Annotated in this window: 19 protein-coding genes; 14 read left to right on the forward strand and 5 right to left on the reverse strand. The window is 66.0% G+C overall.

The genetic code is table 11. The annotated features are described in order from the left end of the window. Positions 1 to 519 precede the first annotated feature (519 nt). The 6 genes from Herbaro_RS00125 (at position 520) to Herbaro_RS00150 (ending at position 9101) form a co-directional block, all read left to right on the forward strand. Positions 520 to 2748 (forward strand): autotransporter family protein, encoded by a 2229-nt coding sequence (locus tag Herbaro_RS00125; RefSeq protein WP_275011842.1) that lies wholly within the window; start codon positions 520 to 522, stop codon positions 2746 to 2748. A gap of 95 nt (positions 2749 to 2843) precedes the next feature. Next, the gene (locus Herbaro_RS00130; RefSeq protein ID WP_275011843.1) at positions 2844 to 3722 is read left to right on the forward strand and encodes an alpha/beta hydrolase; all 879 of its coding nucleotides are present in this window, start codon (positions 2844 to 2846) and stop codon (positions 3720 to 3722) included. Positions 3723 to 3951: 229 nt separating this feature from the next. Continuing rightward, positions 3952 to 4473, forward strand: a complete 522-nt coding sequence (locus tag Herbaro_RS00135; protein WP_275011844.1) for a sigma-70 family RNA polymerase sigma factor — start codon at positions 3952 to 3954, stop codon at positions 4471 to 4473. Next, positions 4470 to 5438: a FecR domain-containing protein gene (locus Herbaro_RS00140; RefSeq protein WP_275011845.1), complete on the forward strand. Its 969-nt coding sequence runs from the start codon at positions 4470 to 4472 to the stop codon at positions 5436 to 5438. Before Herbaro_RS00135 ends, Herbaro_RS00140 begins: the two co-directional genes overlap by 4 nt. A 98-nt stretch (positions 5439 to 5536) precedes the next feature. Then, complete coding sequence (locus Herbaro_RS00145) at positions 5537 to 7984, forward strand: TonB-dependent receptor (protein ID WP_275011846.1); 2448 nt, start codon at positions 5537 to 5539, stop codon at positions 7982 to 7984. 7 nt (positions 7985 to 7991) lie between these two features. Then, complete coding sequence (locus Herbaro_RS00150) at positions 7992 to 9101, forward strand: PepSY-associated TM helix domain-containing protein (protein WP_275011847.1); 1110 nt, start codon at positions 7992 to 7994, stop codon at positions 9099 to 9101. A 197-nt stretch (positions 9102 to 9298) separates the two neighbouring features. On the opposite strand, the gene Herbaro_RS00155 is transcribed toward Herbaro_RS00150, so the two are convergent. Together Herbaro_RS00155 and pdxR are read right to left on the reverse strand one after the other, a co-directional pair. Then, positions 9299 to 9811, reverse strand: a complete 513-nt coding sequence (locus Herbaro_RS00155) for a GNAT family N-acetyltransferase (protein ID WP_275011848.1) — start codon at positions 9809 to 9811, stop codon at positions 9299 to 9301. A 52-nt stretch (positions 9812 to 9863) separates the two neighbouring features. Continuing rightward, positions 9864 to 11294: a MocR-like pyridoxine biosynthesis transcription factor PdxR gene (pdxR, locus tag Herbaro_RS00160; RefSeq protein WP_275011849.1), complete on the reverse strand. Its 1431-nt coding sequence runs from the start codon at positions 11292 to 11294 to the stop codon at positions 9864 to 9866. Between the two features lie 113 nt (positions 11295 to 11407). Between pdxR and Herbaro_RS00165 the strand changes: the two genes are divergently transcribed. Together Herbaro_RS00165 and sugE are read left to right on the forward strand one after the other, a co-directional pair. Beyond that, positions 11408 to 11842 (forward strand): carboxymuconolactone decarboxylase family protein, encoded by a 435-nt coding sequence (locus tag Herbaro_RS00165; RefSeq protein WP_275011850.1) that lies wholly within the window; start codon positions 11408 to 11410, stop codon positions 11840 to 11842. A 79-nt stretch (positions 11843 to 11921) separates the two neighbouring features. Further along, positions 11922 to 12236: a quaternary ammonium compound efflux SMR transporter SugE gene (gene sugE, locus Herbaro_RS00170; protein ID WP_275014079.1), complete on the forward strand. Its 315-nt coding sequence runs from the start codon at positions 11922 to 11924 to the stop codon at positions 12234 to 12236. Positions 12237 to 12269: 33 nt separating this feature from the next. On the opposite strand, the gene Herbaro_RS00175 is transcribed toward sugE, so the two are convergent. Continuing rightward, positions 12270 to 12908 carry an ABC transporter ATP-binding protein gene (locus Herbaro_RS00175; protein WP_275011851.1) on the reverse strand — a complete coding sequence of 213 codons (639 nt, stop codon included), beginning with the start codon at positions 12906 to 12908 and terminating at the stop codon, positions 12270 to 12272. Then, the gene (locus tag Herbaro_RS00180; protein ID WP_275011852.1) at positions 12905 to 13135 is read right to left on the reverse strand and encodes a hypothetical protein; all 231 of its coding nucleotides are present in this window, start codon (positions 13133 to 13135) and stop codon (positions 12905 to 12907) included. The genes Herbaro_RS00175 and Herbaro_RS00180 overlap by 4 nt, the downstream gene beginning before the upstream one ends. 323 nt (positions 13136 to 13458) lie before the next feature. Here Herbaro_RS00180 and wecB point away from each other — a divergent pair, with 323 nt between their 5' ends. The 5 genes from wecB to Herbaro_RS00205 all read left to right on the forward strand — a co-directional run bounded on the left by wecB (position 13459) and on the right by Herbaro_RS00205 (position 23151). Next, positions 13459 to 14625: a non-hydrolyzing UDP-N-acetylglucosamine 2-epimerase gene (gene wecB / locus Herbaro_RS00185; RefSeq protein WP_275011853.1), complete on the forward strand. Its 1167-nt coding sequence runs from the start codon at positions 13459 to 13461 to the stop codon at positions 14623 to 14625. Between the two features lie 561 nt (positions 14626 to 15186). Further along, positions 15187 to 17469 carry a cellulose biosynthesis cyclic di-GMP-binding regulatory protein BcsB gene (locus Herbaro_RS00190; RefSeq protein WP_275011854.1) on the forward strand — a complete coding sequence of 761 codons (2283 nt, stop codon included), beginning with the start codon at positions 15187 to 15189 and terminating at the stop codon, positions 17467 to 17469. Positions 17470 to 17482: 13 nt separating this feature from the next. Further along, positions 17483 to 19651 carry a glycosyl transferase family protein gene (locus Herbaro_RS00195; protein ID WP_275011855.1) on the forward strand — a complete coding sequence of 723 codons (2169 nt, stop codon included), beginning with the start codon at positions 17483 to 17485 and terminating at the stop codon, positions 19649 to 19651. Between the two features lie 40 nt (positions 19652 to 19691). Further along, a complete protein-coding gene (locus tag Herbaro_RS00200) occupies positions 19692 to 22253 on the forward strand; it encodes an NfrA family protein (protein ID WP_275011856.1) in 2562 nt (853 codons plus the stop codon). A gap of 28 nt (positions 22254 to 22281) precedes the next feature. Continuing rightward, complete coding sequence (locus Herbaro_RS00205; protein ID WP_446719292.1) at positions 22282 to 23151, forward strand: alpha-amylase family protein; 870 nt, start codon at positions 22282 to 22284, stop codon at positions 23149 to 23151. Between the two features lie 4 nt (positions 23152 to 23155). On the opposite strand, the gene Herbaro_RS00210 is transcribed toward Herbaro_RS00205, so the two are convergent. After that, the gene (locus tag Herbaro_RS00210) at positions 23156 to 23488 is read right to left on the reverse strand and encodes a winged helix-turn-helix transcriptional regulator (RefSeq protein ID WP_275011857.1); all 333 of its coding nucleotides are present in this window, start codon (positions 23486 to 23488) and stop codon (positions 23156 to 23158) included. 107 nt (positions 23489 to 23595) lie between these two features. Between Herbaro_RS00210 and gstA the strand changes: the two genes are divergently transcribed. Next, positions 23596 to 24210, forward strand: coding sequence for a glutathione transferase GstA (gstA, locus tag Herbaro_RS00215; RefSeq protein WP_275011858.1), 615 nt, complete (start codon positions 23596 to 23598; stop codon positions 24208 to 24210). Positions 24211 to 24300: the final 90 nt, after the last annotated feature.

The raw sequence follows: 24300 nt of genomic DNA on the forward strand, positions 1-24300 counted from the left end.
GCCGTCGCAATTTTTGAATTTTTCTCTGGCGGTCGCCGCGGCCAGCCCGTTTCGCACCGGCATGACGACCATTTTTTCGCCGCTCATGTAACTGCTCCGTACGGATGAGTTGCGCAATGACGACACGAGGCGCAATTCGGTTTCAGTGCGGATGGGTTTGAACAATGCGAGTCGGCCTCTTCATTTCTTCCGCCCTTCCCCGGAGTCGGCGCAGCCTGGCGACGGCGCTCGTGCGCGTTCAATCGCGAATGTCATTCATCGTGAGATTTGTCCATGCCGCGAAAAAGCAAACGGCAAAAATCACCCGCATGAAGACATGCTAGCATCTCGCGCTGAAAGCTCGGGGAAGGGGGCCTGCGCGGGAGCGTAAGGGGCGGGCGATAGACGTGAAGAGTCCAGGTAAAACTAATGAATTGCAGGTTCCGCAGTAGTCAAGTTCAACGTATCCAACGTAGTGCAGCAAGCAAGCAGTACGTCACCATCAACCGTCACCGCACCGTTCGGCCAATGCGCCGTTTGATGTCGCTGGCCGTTGCCAGCGTCGTACTCGGCGCCATGTCAGGTCATGCCTATGCGTCGCCGGTACTGTGCGACAGCTCATCGACGACGAGCTGCGAAGTCTCTTCCGGCGGCGCCTATGCCAACGCAGCTGGCAACACGATATCGGCAACGGGCAGCACGGCGCCTGCCATCCATGTAAGCAACGGCACCACCCTGACCAATGATGGCACCATCACCGGAACCAGTATCGGCTGGGGGGCAGTGGCGATCGGCGCCAATAACTCGGGCACCATGTCCGGCTCCTTGCAGAGGCTGGTCAATAACGGGGTGATCATCAGCACGGACAACGCCCCATTTTTTGCGGCTGGCGCCGCCATCGACGTGATCGGCAACACCAACCCCTCGGGCCTGGTGATCGACAATTACGGCACGATCACCGGCGGCAATCTGGCCATCGCGGGCAACAGCAATACCATCACCCTGAACATCATGGGCACGCACTCGGCCATCAACGGCGACGTGTATGCCGACCTCATGACCGTGAACCTCGACTCCGGCGCGACGTTCACCCAGGCCAACGCTTTCCAGGTCAGAAGTGTCTCCATCGCCAACGGGGCGACGTGGACCATGGGCAACGCCCCGTCTTCGGCATTGTCACTTAACGCCGGCATCAACACCACCCAAGGCGTGCTCAACAACGGCACCCTCGCGCTGGTGGCCGGCCAGACCGGGACCATCACTGGCAACTACACGCAGACCGCCGCAGGCGTGCTGCGCACCAATGTCGTCTCCGACAGCGTCTACGGCAAGTTGAACGTCACTGGCACGGCGACATTTGCCGCTGGCACGGGAATTGATGTCAATGTGTCCAATCCGTCGTTCGCCTTCACCGCAACCTCATTGTCCGGCGTGATCACGGCAGGCACCTTGGTGCAGAACGGCTTTACGGTGACCGACAACTCGCTGCTGTTCAACTTCACGCCGGTGGTCAGCGGCAATTCGGTTTCCCTGCAGATCGTCGCGGCTTCCAGTGGCGGCGGTTCCAGCGGCGGCGGCTCCGGCGGTAGCGGGTCCGGCGGAGGTTCCAGCAGCAGCGGTCCCAATTCGGTGGCGTCGTCGGTCGACCAGCAAGGCGCGAATGCGGCACGGGGTTCGGCCAATGTGCTCGATCAGTTCGTCCATTCATTCGCCGCCAACGGAACGACCGGCAATGGCGATATGGACAATGTCATCACTGCGCTGGGCCGTCTGTCGACCGCTTCGCAGGTCAGCAACGCCGCCAAGCAGACGCTGCCGCTGCTGGCAGGCAATTCGGTGGCAGGTGTGCAGAATACCTTGACGCAAACACAGTCTATTGTGCAGAACCGGCAAAACACCTTGAGCGGCGTCTCGTCCGGGGAAAGCGTGCTTACCGACAAGGGGGCTTGGATCAAGCCGTTCGGCTCGCACGCGCGACAAGGCAGCTATGACGGCTTGCTCGGTTTTACCGCTAACAGCTACGGCCTGGTGGCAGGTGCCGACGCGCAAATCAGCGGTGCAGACCGGATCGGCGTGGCCTTGGCATATGGCCATACCAACTTGAACAGCGGCGACAGCACGGCCCCCAGCGAAGCCGACGTCGACAGCTATCAAGCCATTTTGTACGGCACCCATCGCTTGGATGAAACCACCAACCTGGATTACCAGGTCGACGGCGGCTATCATCGCACCGGCGGCGAACGCCGCATCAGCTTCGGCGGTCTCAATCGCCAGGCCAATGCAGGCTACAGTGGCTATAGCGGCCATGCCGGCGTGGGTTTGTCGCGCACGTTCGCGCTGCCCATGGACCGCGCCTACGCCACGCCTCGCCTGAGCCTGGATTACTCGTGGATTCGCGAAGATGGTTATCAGGAAAGCGGCGCCGGTGCGCTCAATCTGAATGTGGGCAGCCACACCACGCAGGCACTGATCTTCCGTCTGGGTAACCAGTTCGATCAATACGTGGGCGATCACCTCAAGCTCTCTGTCTCGCTGGGCGCGGGCTACGACGCCTTAGCCAGGCAGAATCTGATTTCGTCCAATTTCGTCGGCGGCGGCGCCACGTTCTCCACTTACGGCGTGCGGCCTAGCCATTGGCTGGTCGACGGTGGTTTGGGTATCTCGGGGCAGTTGAACGGCACCACGACCGTGTCACTGGACTATGCCGTCGAAGGGCGCCAGCATTACACCGAGCAGACCGTGTCCGCCAAGCTGCGCGTACTATTCTAACGACGCGGCCTGGAGCAAGGCACTTGGATCGGCCGCGTCGCTGCCGCGCTCACGCTTCTGGACGTCATTGCTCCTGACAGAGAAAGCCTGCGGCAATGTCGCAGGCTTTTTTACTGATCGAGACCAAGATGACCTGGAAGCTCTCCTCCCTTCGCAGCAGCACCGTCCTGTGGCTTGCCCTTCTCTCAGGATGCGTTTCGCTGCCCAGCCTTGAACAACGCCGCGTTGCTGCCGATACGCTTGCGAAGGCACAAGGCTGGCAGGGGCAATCCATTGCCGCGAGCCCCTTTACCTTGATGTCGTATGCGCCCGCGCGTCAATCACCCTCGGCGCATCTGACCGTCTACATCGAAGGTGACGGCCTGGCGTGGATCAGCAGCGACTTGCCGTCGCTCGACCCTACGCCATTGCACCCGCTGGCCTTGCAGTTGGCCCTCGCCCAGCCATCGGGAAACGTGGCCTACCTCGGGCGGCCTTGCCAATATGTGGATGGAGAAGCGACCGGGTGCGCGCAGCGGTATTGGACCGAGCAACGCTTTGCGCCGGAGGTCATTGATGCGACCGAGCTTGCGCTGGACCGTCTCAAACAACAGTTCCATGCGCGCGATCTGACGCTCGTGGGTTATTCGGGGGGCGCGGCGGTGGCCCTGTTGAGCGCGGCGCGGCGACGGGATGTCACACAGGTCATCACCGTTGCAGGCAATCTTGATCATCGGGCATGGACGGCGTATCACCGCATTCGGCCATTGGATGGCTCACTGGATCCGGTGGACGCTATCGATGCGCTCAGGATGGTGCCGCAGGTGCATTTCGCCGGCGAACGTGACCGCGTCATTCCGCCGGCATTGATTGCGGCTTACGCCTCGCGTTTTGCCGGGGGAACGTCGGTCACGGTAATCCGGCAGCCGGGTTTCGATCACCAGTGTTGCTGGGCGCAAGCCTGGCCAACTTTGTGGCGACAGCTTGTGCGATGAATTTAAGCCGGGTCGATAGCAGACGACATGAATCTCCGCGCAAAAAAACATAAGCCCTGCGCGCAAGTCATGGTGACCTCATCCATCATCCTCCCGGCAGTCGCACAGCCGTCGATTTGACGTTCCTGGCCTTCGGTGCGAAAATCTTAATGAGAATAATTACCAATTAAGATGTTCGCCCGGCCAACTGGGCGCCTACACAACGCCTTCTCCATCGGGACTCCACAAAGTGACCGATTCAACCAGTGCGCTCTCCGAGCTCTATCGTTACCATCACCGGTGGCTGCAGGGATTGCTGCAGCGCAAGTTAGGCAATGCCTTCGATGCCGCCGACCTGGCGCACGACGCCTTTCTGCGGCTCTTGCTGAAACCACGCGCTTTCGACAGTTCCGAAGGCGCACGCGCGTACCTGAGCACTGTGGCCAAAGGCCTATGTGTGGATTTGTGGCGCCGTCGCCAGGTGGAGGACGCCTGGTTGCAGGCGAGCGAGGCGATCGGGTATCGGCTGGAAATCTCTGAAGAGGAGAGGCTTGAGATCGTCGAGGCGCTGTATCAGGTCGACGCCGTACTGGGCCGACTGAGCGAGAAGGCGGCGCATGCCTTCATCCTGGTCCAGATCCATGGCATGACGTACAAGGAGGTTGCGCGGGAGATCGGCGTTTCCGACCGCATGGTCAAGAAATACATGGCCAAAGCCATCCTGGAATTCGCCCTGCTGGAGATGAAGCAGGCGGCGGCTCTACCGCAATGAATGCACCCGACCCTCAATTCGCCAGCCTGCAGCAGGCGGCCGAATGGTATTCCGTGCTGCATTCAGGCTCGACCACCGCGCAGGAGCGCTTGCGCTGGCAGGCCTGGCTGGCCGAGCGTGAAGAGCACCGGCAAGCCTGGGCCCATGTCGAAAACGCCAGCCGCCGTTTTGCCAACCTCACCGGTGAACAGCATCGTGAGGTTGCCGGCGTGGCCTTGCGCAACAGCCAGTCCGAATGGCGCCGCAAGCGCCGCGCCTTGACCCGCTTGCTGGTCCTCGGCGCGACGGGCGGCGCGATCTGGAGATTCACGTCGGTCCCGCAAGCCATGCAGGCGCTGCGCGCCGACTATCGCACCGGCGTCGGCGAGATCAGGAAAATCGAACTGCCCGATGGCACCCAGGCCTGGCTCAACACCGCAACCGCCATCAACCTCGACTACAACCCCGCTACCCGGACCGTGCATCTCTTGGCAGGCGAAGCCTTGTTCGAGACCGCCAAGGATGCGAAACGTCCATTCGTCGTGGCGACCGCGCAAGGGCGCATGCGCGCGCTGGGCACTCGCTTCACGGTACGGTGCTTCGAGGAACGCACCTTGCTGTGCGTGTACGAAGGCGCCGTTGAAATCAGGACGGACGCTGACGGTTCCGTCCATACCGTGCATGCGGGGCACCAGGCGGAGTTCACGCATGCCGCGATCGGCCCCTTGCAAGCGGCCGACCGGATGCATGAAGCCTGGTCCAGCGGCGTATTGCTGGCCGATGACGTTCCGCTGGGGGAGTTCGTCACCGAACTGGCGCGCTACGGCCGACTGCATCTGGGCGTGGCGCCGGAGGCGGCGGGCCTGCGCGTCATGGGGGCCTATCCCGCCGACGATGTCGACAAGTCCATTGACTTGCTGGCCGACGCGCTCTCGCTCAGGGTGCGGCGCATCCTGCCCTGGTGGATCACCCTGGAGCCACGCTGACGGCACGGATTTTATTTTTGGCGGCGGTTCCCCTTTTGCCGCGCTGGAGCGATTCGTAAGGAAGGAGCTTCCAGATCACATCCAGACCAGGGGAAAACATGCCATCTCGCAAGACCATCGGCCGGGGCCGAACACGATCCATCAGCGGCATCCGGTTGCGCCGTCTGAGCCTGGCCGCGCGGCTCTTCTGCGCCGGCCTGCCGTTGACGGCCTCCGTGGCGATGCCCGCCGCAGCGCAGGAAAGCGCGGTACGCGCCTACGACATCCCTGCCGGCCCCTTGACCCCCGCCCTCAACAGCTTCGCCCAGCAATCCGGTACGTTCCTGGCCGGCGATGCGTTGTTGACGGATGGCAAGCGCACCAAGGGACTGCGCGGCAACTACGGGGTGCGGGAAGCGCTTGGGCTGTTGCTGGAGGGGAGCGGGCTGGGCGCGGCGCAACGCGCCGGTGGCGGCTACGTGCTGCGCGCCCAGCCGGCGGGCGCCGCCACGGCCGATATCCTTCCGACCGTGGAGGTGAATGCCGCTAGCGAGGCCCCCGTGGCTCCGGTCTATGCCGGTGGCCAGGTCGCACGTAGGTCCAGTCTCGGACTGTTGGGCCAGCGCGATTTCATGGACACGCCCTTCAACGTCACCAGCATCACCGCCGATACCATCCAGAACCAGCAGGCGCGCACCATCGGCGACGTGGTCAAGAACGATCCCTCCGTGCGCACTATCTGGCCGGACGTCAGTTACATCAGCCAATTCACGATCCGGGGCTTTCCCACGCAGACGCAGGACATGGCGGTCAACGGCCTCTACGGCATCGTGCCGCCGCAAATGACCGGGGGGCTCGAAGCTGTCGAGCGCGTCGAGATCCTCAAGGGCCCGAGCGCCTTGCTCAATGGCATGGCGCCAACCGGCGGCGTGGGAGGCAATATCAACCTGGTCACCAAGCGCGCGACAGACAAGCCGATTACCCAGTTCACCGCGAGTTATTATTCGGACGCCCAGTTCGGCGCCCACATCGACCTGGGCCGGCGATTCGGCGAAGACAACAGCTGGGGAATCCGCTTCAATGGCGCCTATCGCGATGGCCGCACCGGGGTGAACGACCAGTCGCAGCGCGCCTCCTCGGCCACGGTCGGCATCGACTACCGCAACGACAGGCTGCGCGTCTCGGCCGACCTCGGTTACCACGAGATGCGCACCGATGCGCCAACCCGCATCGTCTACACCGACAACGCCAATTTCCGGATACCGGCGGCGCCGGACAATAAGCTGAGCCTGGGACAGCCCTGGTACTTCGCCAAGTCGAACGACACCTTCGGGATGATCCAGGGTGAATTCGACCTCGTGCCGGACCTCACCGTCTACGCCGCCGCAGGCGCCCGGAACAACGAATTCCTCGGGCTGTACAACTTTGTCTACCTGCAGAATGCAAGCGGCGCTTTCCGCGCCAACCAGTATTTCCAGCCCACTTTTTCCAATACCAAGACGGCCACGGCCGGCCTGAAGGGAAAGTTCGACACCGGACCGATCAGGCATGAATTCAACCTCAGTGCGACGACCTTGCATACCGATTCCGGCGTGCTTGCGCCGGTGATCTCCACCTATAACTCCAATCTCTATAATCCCGGCAGTATTGCCCCGCAAAGCCTCGCACCGTACGCCAGCTCGGCGCCCAAGACCTCCGAGTCCGATCTCGACAGCCTGGCCATCGCCGACACGCTGGGCTTGCTGGACCAGCGGCTGCTGCTCACGCTGGGGGCGCGCAACCAGAACGTGAAGGTGCGCAACCTGAGTGCCGTGACCGGCGCGCAGACTTCGCTGTACGACCGGAGCAAGGTCACGCCCGCCGTCGGCCTGGTCTTCAAGCTGGCCCCTTCGCTCAGCCTCTATGGCAACTACATCGAAGGCTTGAGCCAGGGACCGACGGCCACCGCCGGTACCGTCAACAGCGGCGAAGTGTTTGCGCCCATCGTCGCAAAACAGTATGAAGGCGGCGTCAAATACGACGGCGGCAAGCTGGCTGCCACGGTGGGACTGTTCCAGATCGAGCAGCCCAGCGGCATCGTCAATCCGGCCACCAATGTGTACGGGGTCGATGGCGAACAGCGCAACCAGGGACTGGAAATCAATGTCTTCGGCGAACCCGGGGCCGGCGTGCGGGTGCTGGGTGGCGTGACCTTCATCCGCGGGCTGATGACCAAGACTGCCGGCGGCCTCAACGACGGCAAGAAGGCCGTCGGCGTGCCGACCACCCAGGCCAATCTGGGCGGCGAGTGGGATGTCCCTTTCGCGCCGGGATTCACGTTGACGGGACGTATCATCTACACCTCCTCGCAGTACTACAACGTGGCCAACACGCAAAGCATCCCGTCGTGGACGCGCCTCGACGCCGGCGCGCGCTACAGCACCACGATCTCGGGCAAGCCGGTGGTCATCCGCGCCGGCATCGAGAATCTGCTGGACAAGAACTACTGGGCCGCCGCGTCAAGTTCCTTTGGCCTGGCGCGCGGGGCGCCGCGTACGCTGATCATCTCGACCACCTTCGACTTCTGAGCCGGTCATGATCGTATGGGGTCCCGGGCTGCCGGCATGGCGATGGCTGCATCGCTGGAGCAGCCTGGCGTGCACGATTTTCCTGCTGCTGTCGTGCCTGAGCGGCCTGCCGCTGATTTTCGCCGACGAAATCGAAGCCGCAATGGGGCGTCCTCCCGCCTTATCCGGGCCGGCGTTGGCCGTGGCGGCTGGAAACCTCGACGCGATGGCGGCGGCGGCAACCCGGCGCTACCCCGGCGAGCGTGCGCGCTTCATTTTCTTTGATCGTGACGAAGGGCGAATCAAGGTGGTGATGGGGCCGCAAGACAGTCCGGACCGAAGTCGCGACCATCCGCTGGTCTTTGACCGCGCGAGTGGGGAATTGGTCGATGAGCCGCCGGCGCTGGCAAGGCGCCGTTGGGAATTCATGCCTTTCGTGACGCGCCTGCATACCGAGCTGCTGTCCGGGTTCGCGGGGGAGATGGCGCTGGCTGCCGTGGGATTGCTGGCGGTGATGGCGGTCCTGTCGGGTGTGGTCCTGTATGGGCCTTACATGAAGGGCCTGACTTTCGGCGCCTTGCGTCGCGGCCGCCGCCGGGCATGGTGGCTGGACGCACACAACCTGACAGGCATCGCGACGACGACCTGGCTGCTTGCCATCGCCGCAACCGGCGTCATCAATGAGTTCGCCAAGCCGCTGGCGGCAGTCTGGCGCGCAGGCGAAATGTCCAGGCTCGCCTCGCCCGGCGGCCCGCCCTTGTCCCTCGAGGCGTTGTCCTCAATCCAGGCCGCCTATGGCGCGGCGGCCGCGGCGCTACCCGACAACAACATCACCAGCATCATCCTTCCCAGCAAAAGCTTCAACAATCCCGCGCACTACCTGGTCTGGACCAATGGCAATACGCCGCTCACCCATCGTCTGTTCTCGGCGGTGCTGGTTGACGCGCGCAGCAACAAAGCCGTGGTCGTCGCCGAGATGCCCGCCTACCTGAGAGCGCTCCAGCTGGCTCGCCCGCTACACTTTGGCGACTATGGCGGTCTTCCGCTCAAGTTAATCTGGGGCGCTTTCGATGTGCTCTCTATTTTCTTGCTGTCGAGCGGATTGTATTTGTGGGTGAGGCGGTTGGTGAGGAAGTGATTCGGCGGTCGGTTGTCGGCTGTCGGCCGTTGGCCGATTGCAGTCCGGACGCGGTCGTCTTCATGAAAGGCGCATCCACCCGCTCAGGGCAAGTGTCACGAAGCCGCCGTATTTTGGAACATGGCGATCATGTCCGCCTTCTTGTCCGGCTGCTTATCCGGAGCACCGTCTTTCCATTCACTTCCCGCTTCTGATCGTCACACTCCGGGTTCGTCGCACAGAGACCGCTTCATGCCGTGATGCGTCGCCTGGAAACCCAGGCTTTCATAGAACCGTCTTGCATCGGCACGACGATTGTCGGTCGTCAGCTGAGCGACAAAGCAGCCTTCTGCCTTGCCAATGTCGAACGCCTGTTGAAATAGCTGCTTGCCATAGCCTTGGCCGCGCACATTGCCTTTCACCCTGACGCCTTCAATTTGCGCCCTCGAGCGTCCCTGATGCGTCAGGCCATGGATGATGGTGAGTTGCAGCATCCCGACGATTTCGTCTCCGTTCAGGCCCAATAGAATCCGGTTTCCGGGCTGCCCGCTCATGCGGGCAAACGCTTCTTCATATTGGCCCAAGGAGTGCGCATCGTCCGCTTCGCGCTGGCGGCCAAGGTCGTCATCCCTGAGCAGGGCGATCAATACGGGGATATCGTCCCTGGTCGCAAAGCGGAAACTGATCGGCTGGCCGGCGTGGGTTTTTGATTCCATTTTTCTGTCGCTCATCTGTTATTTAGCAAAGTCCCGGGGGGCCGAGAGAGGATAAGGTCTTTTCAAGTTATCCGCCCAGGGCCTGTCTTAGCCTGGTGGCCAGCTCCATGGCGTCCTTCTCGGTGACGACATTGGCAAAGCCCAGCAAAAACCCCTTCCGGGGTTTGCCCCGCATGTACCAGCGCGATAAGGGATGCAACGCCAGTCCGGCCGCATGTGCGCGTTCGGCCAGCATCACGTCGTCTTCATGGCGCGCCAGCTGCAACAGCATGTGCAGCCCGCCCGGTTGAAGTTCTATTCTTACGCGGTCGCCCAGCATCGCGCTGAATATGCGTTCGGTGAGCATGCGCCGCTCCGCGTACAGCAGGCGCATCTTTTTCAGGTGCCGCGAAAAATGTCCGCCAGCGATGAAGTCCGCCACGGCTGCCTGATACAGATACGGGCAGCCGGCGTTGATACTGTAGGCGCTCGCCCGGAAGGCGGCGGCAATGCTCAGCGGCGCCACCACGTAGGCCAGCCGCAGGCCGGGAAACATCGATTTGCTGAAGGTTCCGCTATAGATCACGCGGTCGTTGCGATCCAGGCTCTTCAACGCCGGCAGCGGCCGGCCCTGGTAGCGGAATTCGCTGTCGTAGTCGTCTTCAATGACCCAACTGCCCATCTTGCCGGCCCAGTCCAGCAAGGCCATCCGGCGTTCCAGCGACAAGGTGACGCCGAGCGGGCTCTGATGCGCGGGCGTGACCATTGCAAACCTGGCGGAGGGCGCCGCCGTTAAGCCGCGCTCCACGACCATTCCCTGCTCATCCACCGGCACCGGCACCAGTTTCAGGCCTGTATTTTGCAGGAACAACCGCGCCAGGATGTAGCCGGGGTTTTCCAGCCAGAACTCGTCGCCCGGGCGAGCCAGGCTGCTCAGAATCAGCTCCAGGCTGTTGCGCAGGCCCGAGGTCACGAACACCTGCTCCGGCAGGCAACTCACGCCGCGCGATATCCCGAGATAAGCGGCGATCTTCTCGCGCAGCCGTTCGTCCCCGGTGGGATCGGGAAACCCCAGGCGTGCCGGTTCGCTGGTGCGAAGCCGATGACCGACGAGCCGGTTCCAGGTTTTGCGCGGAAACGCATCCAGCGCCGGCAGTCCCATCAACAGGGGCTTGCGCTCCCGCCCTTCGTAGTCGACGGAGGCCGCATGTATTGCCCCGTTGTTTGCCCTTCGTGGAGCAACGTCGGGCGCCGGCGGCAGGGCCGGCGACACCACGGTGCCGGCCGCCCCCCGTGAGAGCAGATATCCTTCGTCGATCAGGATGCGATAAGCCAGGTCCACCGTCCCGCAAGAAACCTTCAACTCGGCGGCCAGCGCCCGGATCGACGGCACACGGTCGTTGGAGTGCAGATGTCGCTGCTCGATCGCGGTCTTGAAGCGACGGCAGATCTGCTGGTATACCGGCAGCGCCAGCGTGCGGTCGACCTGTAAATCCAGGCCCTGGCGAGGTCTTTTCATGTACTGCTCCTTTTTGCATTTCTTGTATCTTCTTGCATGTACAAGATGTTCGCATACTACCGGTCAAGGAATCCTCATTCCTTCTTTGTAATCGACCCATATAGGAGCATCACATGCAAGCACGCCTCGACTTTCTCGCCGACAAAGGCACCATCAACGCCCTCATGGGGGTGGAAAACCAGGTCGCCAAGGGTTCGCTGGATGGCCTGCTCAAGGAGCTGGTTCGCCTGCGCGCCTCTCAGATCAACGGCTGCGCATTTTGCCTCGACATGCATTCGAGCGACGCTCGCAAGGCCGGCGAGTCGGAACGCCGCCTCAACACCGTCTCCGCTTGGCGCGAGACGCCGTTTTTCACCGAGCGCGAGCGCGCGGCGCTGGAATGGACGGAGGCGCTGACCCTCGTTTCCAACGATCGCGTGCCCGACGCTGTATGGGAGTCGGTGCGCCCCTACTTCAATGACGCCGAATTGGTCGAACTGACCCTGGTGATCACCGCCATCAACAGCTGGAATCGCTTCTCCATTGCTTTCCGGAAGATGCCCAGCTGATCCGGGCGCGGCTGCGGGCAGGGGCAAGGATGCCGCTGCCCGATTTTCCTTTGTGATTCATTGAATGGAGTTGCGCGCCATGACTTGGCTAATGCTCGGCATCGCCGGGATTCTTGAGATTGTTTTCGCCCTCAGCATGAAATGGTCGGAGGGATTCACCCGCCTGTGGCCGGCCGCGCTGACCGTGGCCAGTGGCTTGTCCAGCCTTTTCCTGCTTTCATACACGCTGCGTACCCTGCCGGTGGGTACGGCTTACGCAGTATGGACCGGTATCGGCGCGGCCGGCACGGCGATCTTCGGGATGGTGGTGATGGGCGATTCGGCGGCCCCGATGAGGCTGGCTTGTCTGGGATTGATTCTGGCGGGGGTAATCGGGCTTAAGGCAATGGGATAACGCGGCGGGAGCAGCGCTCTCCCCGCGCCATCCTCAGTCGCCCAGCTCGATCACCGACGCCAGCGCAATCCCGGCCGGCGCTTCATACATCGCAGCAACCCACGCATGACGCGCATCGCCGGCGCGGGCGTTGAGGGTGTCGGTGACGAAGTTGATCGAGGCGCGGTCGAGGCTGGCGAAGGGATCGTCCAGCAGGGTCAGCGTGGCGTTGGCGGCGAACGCTGCGGCCAGGTAGACCTTGCGCTTGCTACCGGTGGAGAGCATGAAGAGCTTTTTCTCCAGGTGCGGCGCCAGCGAGAGGCCGTCCACCAGCGCCGGCAGGCGGCTGTCGTCGAAGGCGGGGAAGCGCTCGCGCAGCTTGCCGAACAACTCCGGCGGCGTCAGCTGCTCGTAGGCCTCGGTGCGCGGGTCGATGTAGAACACGCGACGGCGGTAGGCTTCGCTGTCTTCATCCAGGCGGATGCCGTCCAGTTCCAGCACGCCGTCCCTGGCCGGCATCAGTCCCGCCAGCAGTTGCAGCAGCGTGGTCTTGCCGCGGCCGTCGCCACCGCGCACCAACGTCACGCCGGCGGGAATGGCGGCCGAGAAATCGGTGAACAGTGCCAGGCCGGGATAGGCGAAGTTGAGGCGGGAGACTTGCAGCAAGGCGGAGGATGCGGCGACGGCGCTCATCGGCGGTGCTGGCGCGCCGCGGCCAGCTTCTCGCGGCGGGCGTCGACCAGCATGGCGATGGCGAAGGCCAGCGGCGGATAGAGCAGGATCACGGCGGCCCAGTCGTGATCCGACAGGGCCATCAGGCCGGCGATGCAAAGGTCGAGCGCCATCAGGAACATCAGGGGCCAGCCCACCGGGGCGCCCAGGAAAGTCTTAGGTCTCTTGTTCTTGAAATACAGTGCCATGCCATTCACCGTCGTTGTTCGCGGGCTGGATGCTTGCCGGCGGCCGCGCGCCGGTGGGCGCGATGACTGCCTGGCAACATTGCCGCGATGGGTTGTCTCCTGTGACGATTATAGAAGATGTAGCCGCGCGCGGCGACGGTGACGGCGCATGTTCCTCCACGGAAAATCAGAAACCAAACCGGGCTGCCGGGATCACACAGGCAGGAAGCTCTGCGCTTCCCGCCGAATCATCCTCGGCCGCGCGTGCACTTGCGGCGCGCTGATGCGAACAACAAACAAGAACAGCGTACCGGTTTTCCCTGCGCGGCCTGCCACGTGAACTCATGCAATGGAGCAACATGGACAAGGCCACTCCCGTGAAGGTGCTGTCGATTTTCGGCACGCGTCCCGAAGCCATCAAGATGGCGCCGCTGGTCAAGGCGCTCAATGCCGAGCCGATGATCGACTCCGTCGTCTGCGCCACCGGCCAGCATCGCCAGATGTTGAACCAGGTGCTGGAGCTGTTCGACATCAAGGCCGACCGCAACCTCGACGTCATGGTGCCGGACCAGACCCTGAACGGACTCTCCTCGAAGCTCTTCGCCGAGATCGACAAGCTGCTGGCCGAGACCATGCCCGACCGCGTGCTGGTGCACGGCGACACCACCACCGCCATGGTGGCCGCGCTGGCGGCTTTCCATCGCCGCATCCCCGTGGGTCACGTCGAAGCCGGCCTGCGCACGCACGACCTGAACCAGCCCTGGCCGGAAGAGATGAACCGCCGCACCATCGACGTGGTGAGCGACCTGATGTTCGCGCCCACCGCGCAGTCGCGCCGCAACCTGGAGGCCGAGAACCTGCAGGGCCGCGTGCTGGTGACCGGCAATACCGTGATCGACGCGCTGCAGATGTCGGTCGCGCGCATCGAGTCCGACGCCGCGCTGCGCGCGCAGCTCGACGCCAGCCTGCCGCCGCTGGACCCGCGCCGCAAGCTGCTGCTGGTGACCGGCCACCGGCGCGAGAATTTCGGCGCGGGCTTTGCCCAGATCTGCAGCGCGCTGGGCCGGCTGGCGCGGCGTGACGACCTGCAGATCGTCTATCCGGTACACCTCAACCCCAACGTGCGCGAGCCGGTGATGCGCGAGCTGTCGGGCCTGCAGCACCTGCACCTGATCGAGCCGCTGGACTACTTCCAGTTCGTGCGGCTGATGCAGCAGGCGCACGTGATCCTGACCGACTCCGGCGGCGTGCAGGAGGAAGCGCCGGCGCTGGGCAAGCCGGTGCTGGTGATGCGCGACGTCACCGAGCGCCCCGAGGCGGTGGCCGCCGGCACCGTGCAGCTGGTGGGCACCGACGTCGGCCGCATCGTCGATACCGTGGCGACGCTGCAGACCGAAAAGCACCTGTGGAAGAGCTTTGCGCGCAAGCACAATCCCTACGGCGACGGCCGCGCCTGCGGCCGCATCGTCGACGCCATCCTCGGCCGCGAGGTGCAAGCCTTCGTGGCCTGACTCATCCATTCGCAGCGGGTGAGCGAAGCGGGCGCGGCACGCGCCGCGCATGTGAGACTTCATAAAATTTTCCGACAAAAGCCGGTTGCGCTTTCCTACAGCCTAAAACATTTTGAAACATCTTTTCGGTCGCGGCGAGGCGTCCCGGGCGGGCGTCGCCGGGGCCCGCATGCTCGCGACCGTCGCCGTTCCGCGCTCCGTCCTCCGCTTGCGGCAGACACCCTTGATGCGCCTGTCCCGGCCACCTGCGACGAGCATCGATCTGCCTTTTTATTAAGCAGTGTCGAGGCGCCTCGCTCGTGTCGCGAAAGAGGAAAAACGCCGCATGCCGATCCCGCAGCAGCTCCAGGAAAAATAAAAACCACCGCGGAAGTTGCAACCAAATGTAGAGCTGCCACGTCGTAAATCCACGCAACCGAGCAGTAACAAGAAGCTAGGGCCTGGCGCGGTAACCAGACCCAGACAACAACCAGCCGCATCCCGTCGCGCGCCATCGCCGCCGAGGGGATCAGCCCGGAGAGCAGCACGGCGGGCTGAGGCACCATCTTGCGACAGGAATTTATGACCGCCCGCCATCCGTCCCACGCTCATCCATTGCCTCAACGCCGCATCTTCCGGCGCGCCCTGCGCACCGCCCTCCTGCTTCCCACCGCCGCCGCGCTGATCGCGCCGGCGTGGGCCCATGCCGCCTCCGGCGCCGCCGAGGCCTTCCGCAAGCTGGCCGACGACACCTGGATCCAGCGTCGCGAGACGCTCTCCACGCTGGGCTTCACCACGCCGCTGGTGCTGGCCTCCAACGACAGCAGCCGCGAGATCTACCTGCCGGTGCCGGCCAGCGTGCCGCTGTCGGACGCCATGCTGAAGATGGACGCCAGGTACCTGCGCGCCGACGGCGGCCGGACCACCATGGTGCTGGCGGTGGACACCTTCCCCGCCGCCGCGCGCGCCATGACCGCCGACCAGGGCGACGCCGGCCTGGCGCTGGGCATCGACGGCGCGCCGCGCGCCAACGGCTTCGTGCGCCTGTCGGTGAACTGGACCACGATGCTCTCCGGCCAGACGCTGTGCTCCGACCCGCGCACGCCGGGCAACGTGCTGCGCGTGGCGCCGACCTCCGCCTTCAGCTACCGCTACGACAGCCGCGCCATCGGCGACCTGCGCACCGCCTGGGGCGCGCTGCCGGCGGTGACCTCCATCATGGTCGCCGGCAAGCGCCTCGACCCGCAGTCCTACGACACCGCCTGGCGTATCGGCGTGGCGCTGGAGCGCGCCGGCAAGCACAGCACCGTGACCGCGCTGCCGCAGGTGGGCGACAAGGTCGACCTGTCGCGCCTGGCGGTGCCCGAGGGCCTGCGCGCCATCCCAGCCTTTGCCGCGCTGGCCGGCAGCGGCGAGCACGCGCTGAAGGACCAGGCCGAGATCGGCGCGCTGATGGCGATCGGCCAGAACGGCGTCGACGCCCAACTGCGCGGCGACATCCTGGTCGGCGACCAGAAGCTGCTGGCCGGCATCGACGCTGCCATGGCCGCGCTGCAACAGCAGATCCAGTCGGCCGCGCCCGACGCCGCCGCGCCCTTCGCCGAGTGGCGTCGCCGGGTGCAGCCGCAGTCGTCCGGCCTGGATGGCCAGGAGCTGCGCCTGGCCTCGGCCTTCGGCCATCCGGTGATCCTGGCCGGCGCGCAGGCCGGGCAAGCCTTCGCCACCATGTTCGACAGTTATTGGCGCAACATCAGCGGCGCGCCCAACCTGATCGCGCGCACCGCGCACAAGCCGGCCACCGGCGAGGATTTCATCCTGCTCAAGAACCTGGGCGGCGCGCCCGGCAGTTTCGATGTGATGAGCCGCGCCGACTGGACCGCCTCCTTCGACATCGCCGAAGTCGCCAGCGACGGCCGCTTGCCCTCCGAGCTGGTGCTCGACGTCTCGGCCGCGCCCGGCGCCGGGCGCACACCGCCGGTGGCCTCGGTGTTTTTGAACGACGTGCTGCTGGGCGCCAGGAGCCTGCAGGCCAACGGCCAGCGCGAGCGCATCAGCGCGCGCATCCCGCCGGGCGCGCTGGCGGCGCAGAACCAGCTGCGCGTGGCCTTCGTGCGCCAACCCTCCAGCGACAATTGCCGCGAGACCCCGCAGGCCTTCCCGGTGGCGGTGCTGGCCTCGAGCCACGTCAAGCTGGCGCGCGCCAAGGATGAAGCCAATTTCACCGGCATGGTCCGCCGCTTCGCCGCCGGCGCCGAGCTGCTGGTGCCGAAGTCCTACCTCGACGACGTTCCCGCCAGCCTGCAGCGTGTGATCATGGTCGCCGCCAGCACCGGCCTGCCGCCCGGCAAGGCCCGGCTGACGGTGGTCGACGACGGTCGCGATGCCGCGCCGGCCGGCGACTTCCTGGCCTTCGACCTGCCCTTCAAGGACAGTCGCGGCATGGTCCAGGTCAAGGGCAACACGCTGGTGATGAACGATAGCTCGGCCAAGCCCATGCTGGACGTGAGCGGCTTCGACCGGCTCGGCATCCTGGAGGTGGCCCAGGCCGGCGGCCAGCAGGGCGTGGTGTGGCGCAGCGTGGGCGAGAACAAGCCCGTGCCCGCCAAGCCCTTCTCGCTGTCCTCGGGCAACGTGGCGGCGGTAGCCGCCACCGGCCTGCTCTCCGAGATCGACACCAACTACAGCAGCGGCCGCGACTACGTGCAGGACGCGCCGTCGATCACCGTTCCCGACATCCTGTGGTGGGTGGTGCCGCTGTCCATCATCGCGCTCTTCATCCTGCTGCTGGTGCTGGCCAGCCGCGCGCGCCGCCGCCGCATCGCCGAGCAGGAAGCGGCGAAGCAGAACCAGCGCGAGCGGCCATAAGGCGGGGAGCGTCATGTTCGCCACCGCCAACGCCACGGCCCAGCTCAATTTCCTGTTCGCCAATTACTATGCGGCGCTGGAAATCGCGGCGGCCGTGGTGGCCGTCCTGATCCTGGTCTCCGCGCTCGATGATTTGTTCTTCGACCTCTGGTACTGGGCGCGCCGCCTCTGGCGCAAGTTCACCATCGAGCGTTCGCGCACGCCGCTGACGGTGGAGCAGCTGCGCGAGCGCGAGGAGCAGCCCATCGCCATCATGGTGCCGGCCTGGCTGGAGGCCGACGTCATCGCCCAGATGATCGAGGACATGGTGGCCGTGCTCGACTACCATCGCTACCACGTCTTCGTCGGCACCTATGCGAACGACCGCGCCACCATCGACGAGGTCGAGCGCATGCGGGTGCGTTACAAGCAGCTGCACCGGGTCGAGGTGCCGCATGCGGGGCCGACCTGCAAGGCCGATTGCCTGAACTGGGTGGTCAAGGCCATCTTCGCCGCCGAGCGGGAGCTGGGGATGAAGTTCGCCGGCGTGGTCCTGCACGACAGCGAAGACGTGCTGCATCCGCTGGAGCTGAAGTTCTTCAACTACCTGCTGCCGCGCAAGGACATGATCCAGCTGCCGGTGGCCTCGCTGGAGCGCGAGTGGTTCGAGCTGGTGGCCGGCACCTACATGGACGAGTTCGCCGAGAGCCACGCCAAGGACATGATGGTGCGCGAGAGCGTGGCCGGCATGGTGCCCTCGGCCGGCGTGGGCACCTGCTTCTCGCGCAAGGCGCTGAAGGGGCTGATGAGCGAGTCCGGCGGCGAACCCTTCAACGTCGCCAGCCTGACCGAGGACTACGAGGTCGGCACCAAGCTTTCGCAGATGGGCATGCAGACCATCTTCGCGCGCTTCCCGGTGAAGTTCACGGTGCGCCGCAAGCCGTGGTTCTTCGGCGACCCCGAGCGCGTCGCCGAGAGCACGCTGGAGATGCCGCTGGCGGTGCGCGAATATTTCCCCGACACCTTCCGCCAGGCCTATCGCCAGAAGGCGCGCTGGGTCATCGGCATCGGCCTGCAAAGCTGGGAGCAGATGGGCTGGAAGGGATCGCTGGCGGCGCGCTACCTGCTGCTGCACGACCGCAAGGGCGTCATCACCGCCTTCATCAGCATGCTGGGCTACGTGCTGGCGCTGCAGTTCATCCTGTTCTCGGCGGCCACCACCTTCAACCTGTGGGATGTGTTCTACCCGCCGCTGCTGGCCGGCGACGGCTGGTGGCGCACCGTGCTGCTCTTGAACGCGCTGGCCATGCTCAACCGCGCCGCGCACCGCTTCTATTTCACCGCCGAGCTCTACGGCTGGCGCCACGGCCTGATGGCGCTGCCGCGCATGGTGGTGTCGAACTTCGTCAACTTCATGGCGGTGGCGCGCGCCTGGCGCCTGTTCCTGTTGTACCTGTTCGCCGGCCGCGCGCTGGCCTGGGACAAGACCATGCACGACTTCCCCACCGAGGGCATCGCCGCCCGCCCGCGCCTGCGCCTGGGCGACCTGCTCAAGACCTGGCAGGCGGTGGACGAAGCCACGCTCAGCCGCGCGCTGGAGGAGCAGCGCCGCACCCACCTGCCGCTGGGCACGGTGATGGTCAGCAACGGCTGGCTGGACGAGGAAACCCTGGCCGAGGCGCTGGCCTACCAGGAGCGCCTGCCGCGCGTGAACCTCACGCGCGAGATGGTGGAGCAGCACGCCGGCGAGCTGCCGCATGAAGTGAGCGCCCGCTTGCGCGCGCTCTACATCGGCCGGGGCGCGGACGGCCGTCCCGACGCCGGCCTGGCGCGCGTGGCGGTGGCCAGCGCGCTGAGCGATGAAGGCCGCGCCGAACTGGAGATCGCCCTGGGCCGCGCGCCCTTCGCCATGGTGGCGCGCGAGTCCGAGATCGCTGCCGGCCTGCGCCTCCTGCGCGGCCAGCGCAACGCCTTCGACCGCGACCAGACCGAAGCCCGCGTGCCGCTGCTGGGCGATCTCCTGATCGCCAGCGGCCTGCTCTCGCGCGAGACCTTCGACGCCGCCATGCGCCGCTACCGACCCGAGCGCCACGGCCGCATCGGCGACTACCTGGTCAACGAGTCGGTGATCTCGCGCGCCGCTATCGAGCAAGCCGTTGGCCGCCAGCGCGAGCTGCTGGCCCAGGGCGGGGCATCCGCATGAGGCCCGCGTCGGGAAACCATGAGAACAAGAACATGACAACATGAGAACAACACGACCGCCCTTCTCTTCGACCTCGCTGCTGGCCCTGCTGCTGGCCTCGGCCTGCGCCGCGCAGGCGCAGACGCAGGTGATCCCGCTGCCCTTGTCCGGGCCCGCCTACCAGCTGGCGCAGGAGGCCTACCGCGCCGCCTCGCGCGGCGACTACCGCCGCGCGCAGGCCCAGCTGCATGAGGCGATCCGCTTGCGTCCGGATGCGATGGCGCTGCGCCGCCAGCTGCGCGAGACGCGCGAGCTGGAACGCAACGGCGCCGCCCTGCGCAGCGCCGTGCGCGACGCCGGTTACAACGATGCCGGCGCCGCCTATCGCGCCTATGACGCCAAGCGTTACGAGCAGGCCATCGCGCTGGCGCGCCGCGCCGTGGAGAAGTCGCCGCGCAACAACGCCTACTGGCTGCTGCTGGGCAATGCGCTGATCGAAACGCATGCCTATGGCGATGCCGAGGCGGCGCTGGCGCAAGGCGTCGATGCCACCCGCTCCGGCGACGCCGGGCCGCTGCGCCGTCGCCAGGTCGAGTTGCGCCGCGAGATGGCGGCCATGCAGGCCGCCGCCGTGTTCCGCGCGCAGCGGGACGGCGACCCCGTTGCAGAACTTGCCGCCGCGCGGCGCGCGGTGGACTATGCGCCGCAAGAGATGCCGTACCGCCTGATGCTGGCCATCGCCCTGCTGCGCAACGAGCGCCTGCAGGAGGCCGAGGCCGCCGCCGACGAAGCCCGCGCGCGCGACGAATGGCAAGCCGGCCCGCTGCTGCTGCGCGCCTATGCGCGCCTGCGCCTGGGCCACGCCGAGGCGGCGCGGCAAGACTTCCTGCGCGCGCGCGAGCTGGCGCGCCCCGATGAACAATTGAACGTACGCCTCCTGCAGGCCGACGCCGAACTTGCCCTGCGCCATCCGCAAGCCGCGCTCGATGCGTTGGCCGATAGCGACGAATTCGTCGGCGCCGAACCGGCGCGCGCGGCGCAGCTGCGGCAGACGCGCCGGCAGGCGCAGCAAGACCTGGCGCGCTATCGTCGCGCCGCCTTGGCGGCGGCCGACGCCGCGCCATTGTCGGCGCGCGACTTCCCGATCCCTGCGCTGGACTGCAACCCGTCCGGCGGCGACAGCGCCAACGCTTGCCGCGTCGTGCCCGGTTCGCTGCCGCGCGACGCCGGCTACGACCGCGCCTTGCTGGCCTACCAGGCCATGGAGCGCAAGGACTATGCCGTTGCCGCCGACAACGCCGGCCAGGCCGTCGCGCTCTCGCCGGTCAACATGGACTATCGCCTGCTGCAACTGGGCGCGCTGGAATCCGCGCAGCGCCTGCAAGAGGCCGAGCAGGCCGCGACCGACGCCCTGCGGCAAGGCGCATCGCAGGACGGCAGCCTGCTGGCCCGGCGCGGCGCCCTGCGCGAGCGCCTGGGCAAGGTCGCCGGCGCGCGCCAGGATTACGCCGACGCGCTGGTGCAAGGCGGCCTGCCGCTGGAGACCGAGATCGACCTGCTGGCGCGCACCGGTCGCCAGGGCGAGGCGCGCGAGAAATTCATCGCCGGGCGCGACGCCGGCGCGCTCGACGAGCTGGACGACCTGCAGATGGCCTATCTCGCCGCGCGCGCCGGCGAGAACGGCGTGGCGCAACAATCCTTCATCCGCGCCGATGCCGCCGGCCAGCTGCCCGACAGCGCGCTGGAAGACGCCGGCTACACGGCGCTCCACAACCGCGACGATCGCGGCGCGCTCGACTGGTTCGCCCGCAGCGTCGACGCCGCCGACGAGGGCCGCATCGACAAGGGCGCGCAGCAGCGTTTCGACACCCGCCGCGCGATTTCCACCATCGACCGCGAGTTCGGCCTCACCGCTTCGCTCTCGCGCAGCGGCGGCGGCCCCAGCGCCGGCAACGGCGGCCGCCCCGGCGCCTCCAGCCGCGACAGCACCTGGCAGGCCGGCGCCGAGGCGTACTGGCGCCCGTTCGGCTACATGGACGGCCGCACCGTGGAAGTCTTCGGCCGCGTGTTCCAGACGCTGGACGACAAGTCCGGCGGCCCCACCGGCGCGCCCACCGCGCAGGCCACCGTGGGCGCGCGCTGGAAGCCCTTCGCCAGCCAGAACATCGTGGTCTCGCTGGGGCGGCTGGTGCCGCTGGGTTCGCAATCCTCGGCCGACTGGCTGGCGCAGCTGGCGTACTCCGACGGCATCGGCACCGACCTGCGGGTCGACCGGCCGGCGTGGTGGACTGCGCAGTGGTACGCCGAAGCCGGGCGCTATTTCAGGAATCCGCAGACCTACGGCCTGGCGTCGGCGCAGGCCGGCCGCAGCTTCCGCCTCGATGAGCTCAGCCCGAACCTGGTGCTGTTCCCGCACCTCACCGTCAACGGCGACTACAACTCGCTCAACGGCAACAAGACCGCGTTCGGCGCCGGGCCCGGCGTGAACCTGCGCTACTGGTTCCGGGCCGACCGCACCCACGCGCCGCGCTCCTATCTCGACGTGTCGCTGCAGTACCGCGTGAAGATCGGCGGCGACGACCGCGCCAAGGGATTCTTCTTCACCACGACGCTGTCCTATTGATCCCGCAGGTTCCTTCCGGAGGCCGGGTTTGGATGTCATCTTTCAACGTCTGCGCAGCGCCGCGCTGGCCGTGATCACGGCCTCGCTGCTGGCCGCCTGCGCCGGCTGCCATCCCTTCGGCGACGCCGATCGGGCGCCGGTGCGGGTGGATGGCGTGGTATGGCAGCCCGACAATGCCACCGCGCAGCCGCAGGGCAAATGGCAGCAGCTGGGCGCGCGTGAATTGCTGGTGCAGTGGAGCGCGGTGGACGGCGTCGCCTTCGTCCCAGGCAGCAAGATGCCGCCCGCGCCGCGCATGCCCGACTGGGAGCGCATCGCGCGCGAGCCGTGGGCGCGCGAGGTGATCCTCGGGCTGGCCGGCCGCTTCGACGAAAAGGCCGCCCGCGCCGGCATCGAACAACTGGTGGAAGAGTCGGCCGAGCTGGCCAGGCTGCCTACGCCGCTGCATGTGACGGGCTGGTATTTCCCGGTGGAGATCGACCCCACCTGGGCCGACGCGCCGCGCCTGGGCGCGTTGCTGGCCAGGCTGCCGCGGCCGCTCTGGATCACCGTCTACGACAGCGCCAACCTCGGTCCCGACGCGCTGGCCGACGGCCTGGCGAAGTGGTTGCCGCCGGATGTGGGCGTGTTCTTCCAGGACGGCGTCGGCGTCTACGCGCGCGAGCCGCGCATCGCCCTGCATTACGCCGACGTGCTCTCCCAGCGCCTGGGCCGCGCGCGCGTGCGCATCATCGCCGAGGCCTTCCGGCCCATGCCCGGCGGCGGCTTTCGCAGCGCCACCGCCGACGAGATCCGGCCGCAGGTGAATACCTATCGCGGCTACCGCGTCTCCATCTTCGACGGGCCGCACTATTTGCCGGATGGCCTGGTGGAGGCGCTGGCGCGGCGCAAGGATTGACGGCTCAGGCGTCCTGGGCGGTAGCGCGCTGCTTGAGCCACATCCCGAAATCCTGGAAGGCATCGACCAGCGGCCGCAGGCGGCGGCCGTCTTCGGTCAGCGCGTATTCCACGCGCGGCGGCACTTCGGGGTAGACCGTGCGGCTGATCATTCCGCTTTGTTCGAGCGCGCGCAGGTCCAGCGTCAGCATGCGCTGCGAGATGGTGGGCAGATGGCGGCGCAGTTCGTTGAAGCGCTTGGGCCCGTCCAGCAGGAACCACACCAGCAAGAGGCGCCAGCGCCCGCCCAGCAGGCGCATGGCTTCTTCCACGGGGCAACCCGACACGTTGTCTTTCACTTCGCTCTCCGGTAACAAATTTGTGCCTCGGGCACAAAATTCTGCGTTCTTGCGCGCTTGCCTGGCGGTCGACAGAATACCGGCTTTTCCCCCGACGAGAGCGCCGCATGACTTCTTCCCTCACGCTGTACTACGCCCCGCATACCTGTTCGCTGTCGCCGCACATCGTGCTGCGCGAGCTCGGCCTGCCCTTCACGCTGGTGAAGGTCGACAACAAGAGCAAGCGCACCGAGCACGGCGCGGATTTCCTCGCGATCAATCCCAAGGGCTATGTCGCCGCGCTGCAGCTGGCCGACGGCCGCGTGCTGACCGAGGGGCCGGCGATCCTGCAATGCCTGGCCGATCTGCGGCCCGAAGCAGGGCTGGCGCCACCGGCCGGCAGCTGGGAGCGGCTGCGCCTGCAGGAGATGCTGAGCTTCATCACCAGCGAGCTGCATGGCGGCATCGCCCAGCTGTTCAACGCGGCCTTCGATGAGAGCGTGAAGGCGGTGTTCCGCGAGCGCCTGTTCAAGCGCATCGCCTATGTGGAGCAGGTATTGCAGGCGCAGCCCTGGCTGCTGGGCGAGGCCTTCGGCGTGGCCGATGCCTACCTGTTCACGGTGCTGGGCTGGCTGCGCTTCTTCGATATCGGGCTGCGGCAATGGCCGGCCGTGGCGCGGCATACGGATGCGGTGGCGCAGCGCCCATCGGTACAGGCCGCGCTGGCGGCGGAAGCGCAATAAAAAAATGCCGCCCGGCTGGCGCCGGACGGCATTGAAGCAAACCTCGCTCGTGCGCGGCCAGACCGTGGCCGCCACGCCGGCGCATCCACT

This window comes from Herbaspirillum sp. WKF16 (assembly GCF_028993615.1).
In the GTDB taxonomy this organism is placed as follows: Bacteria; Pseudomonadota; Gammaproteobacteria; order Burkholderiales; family Burkholderiaceae_D; genus Herbaspirillum.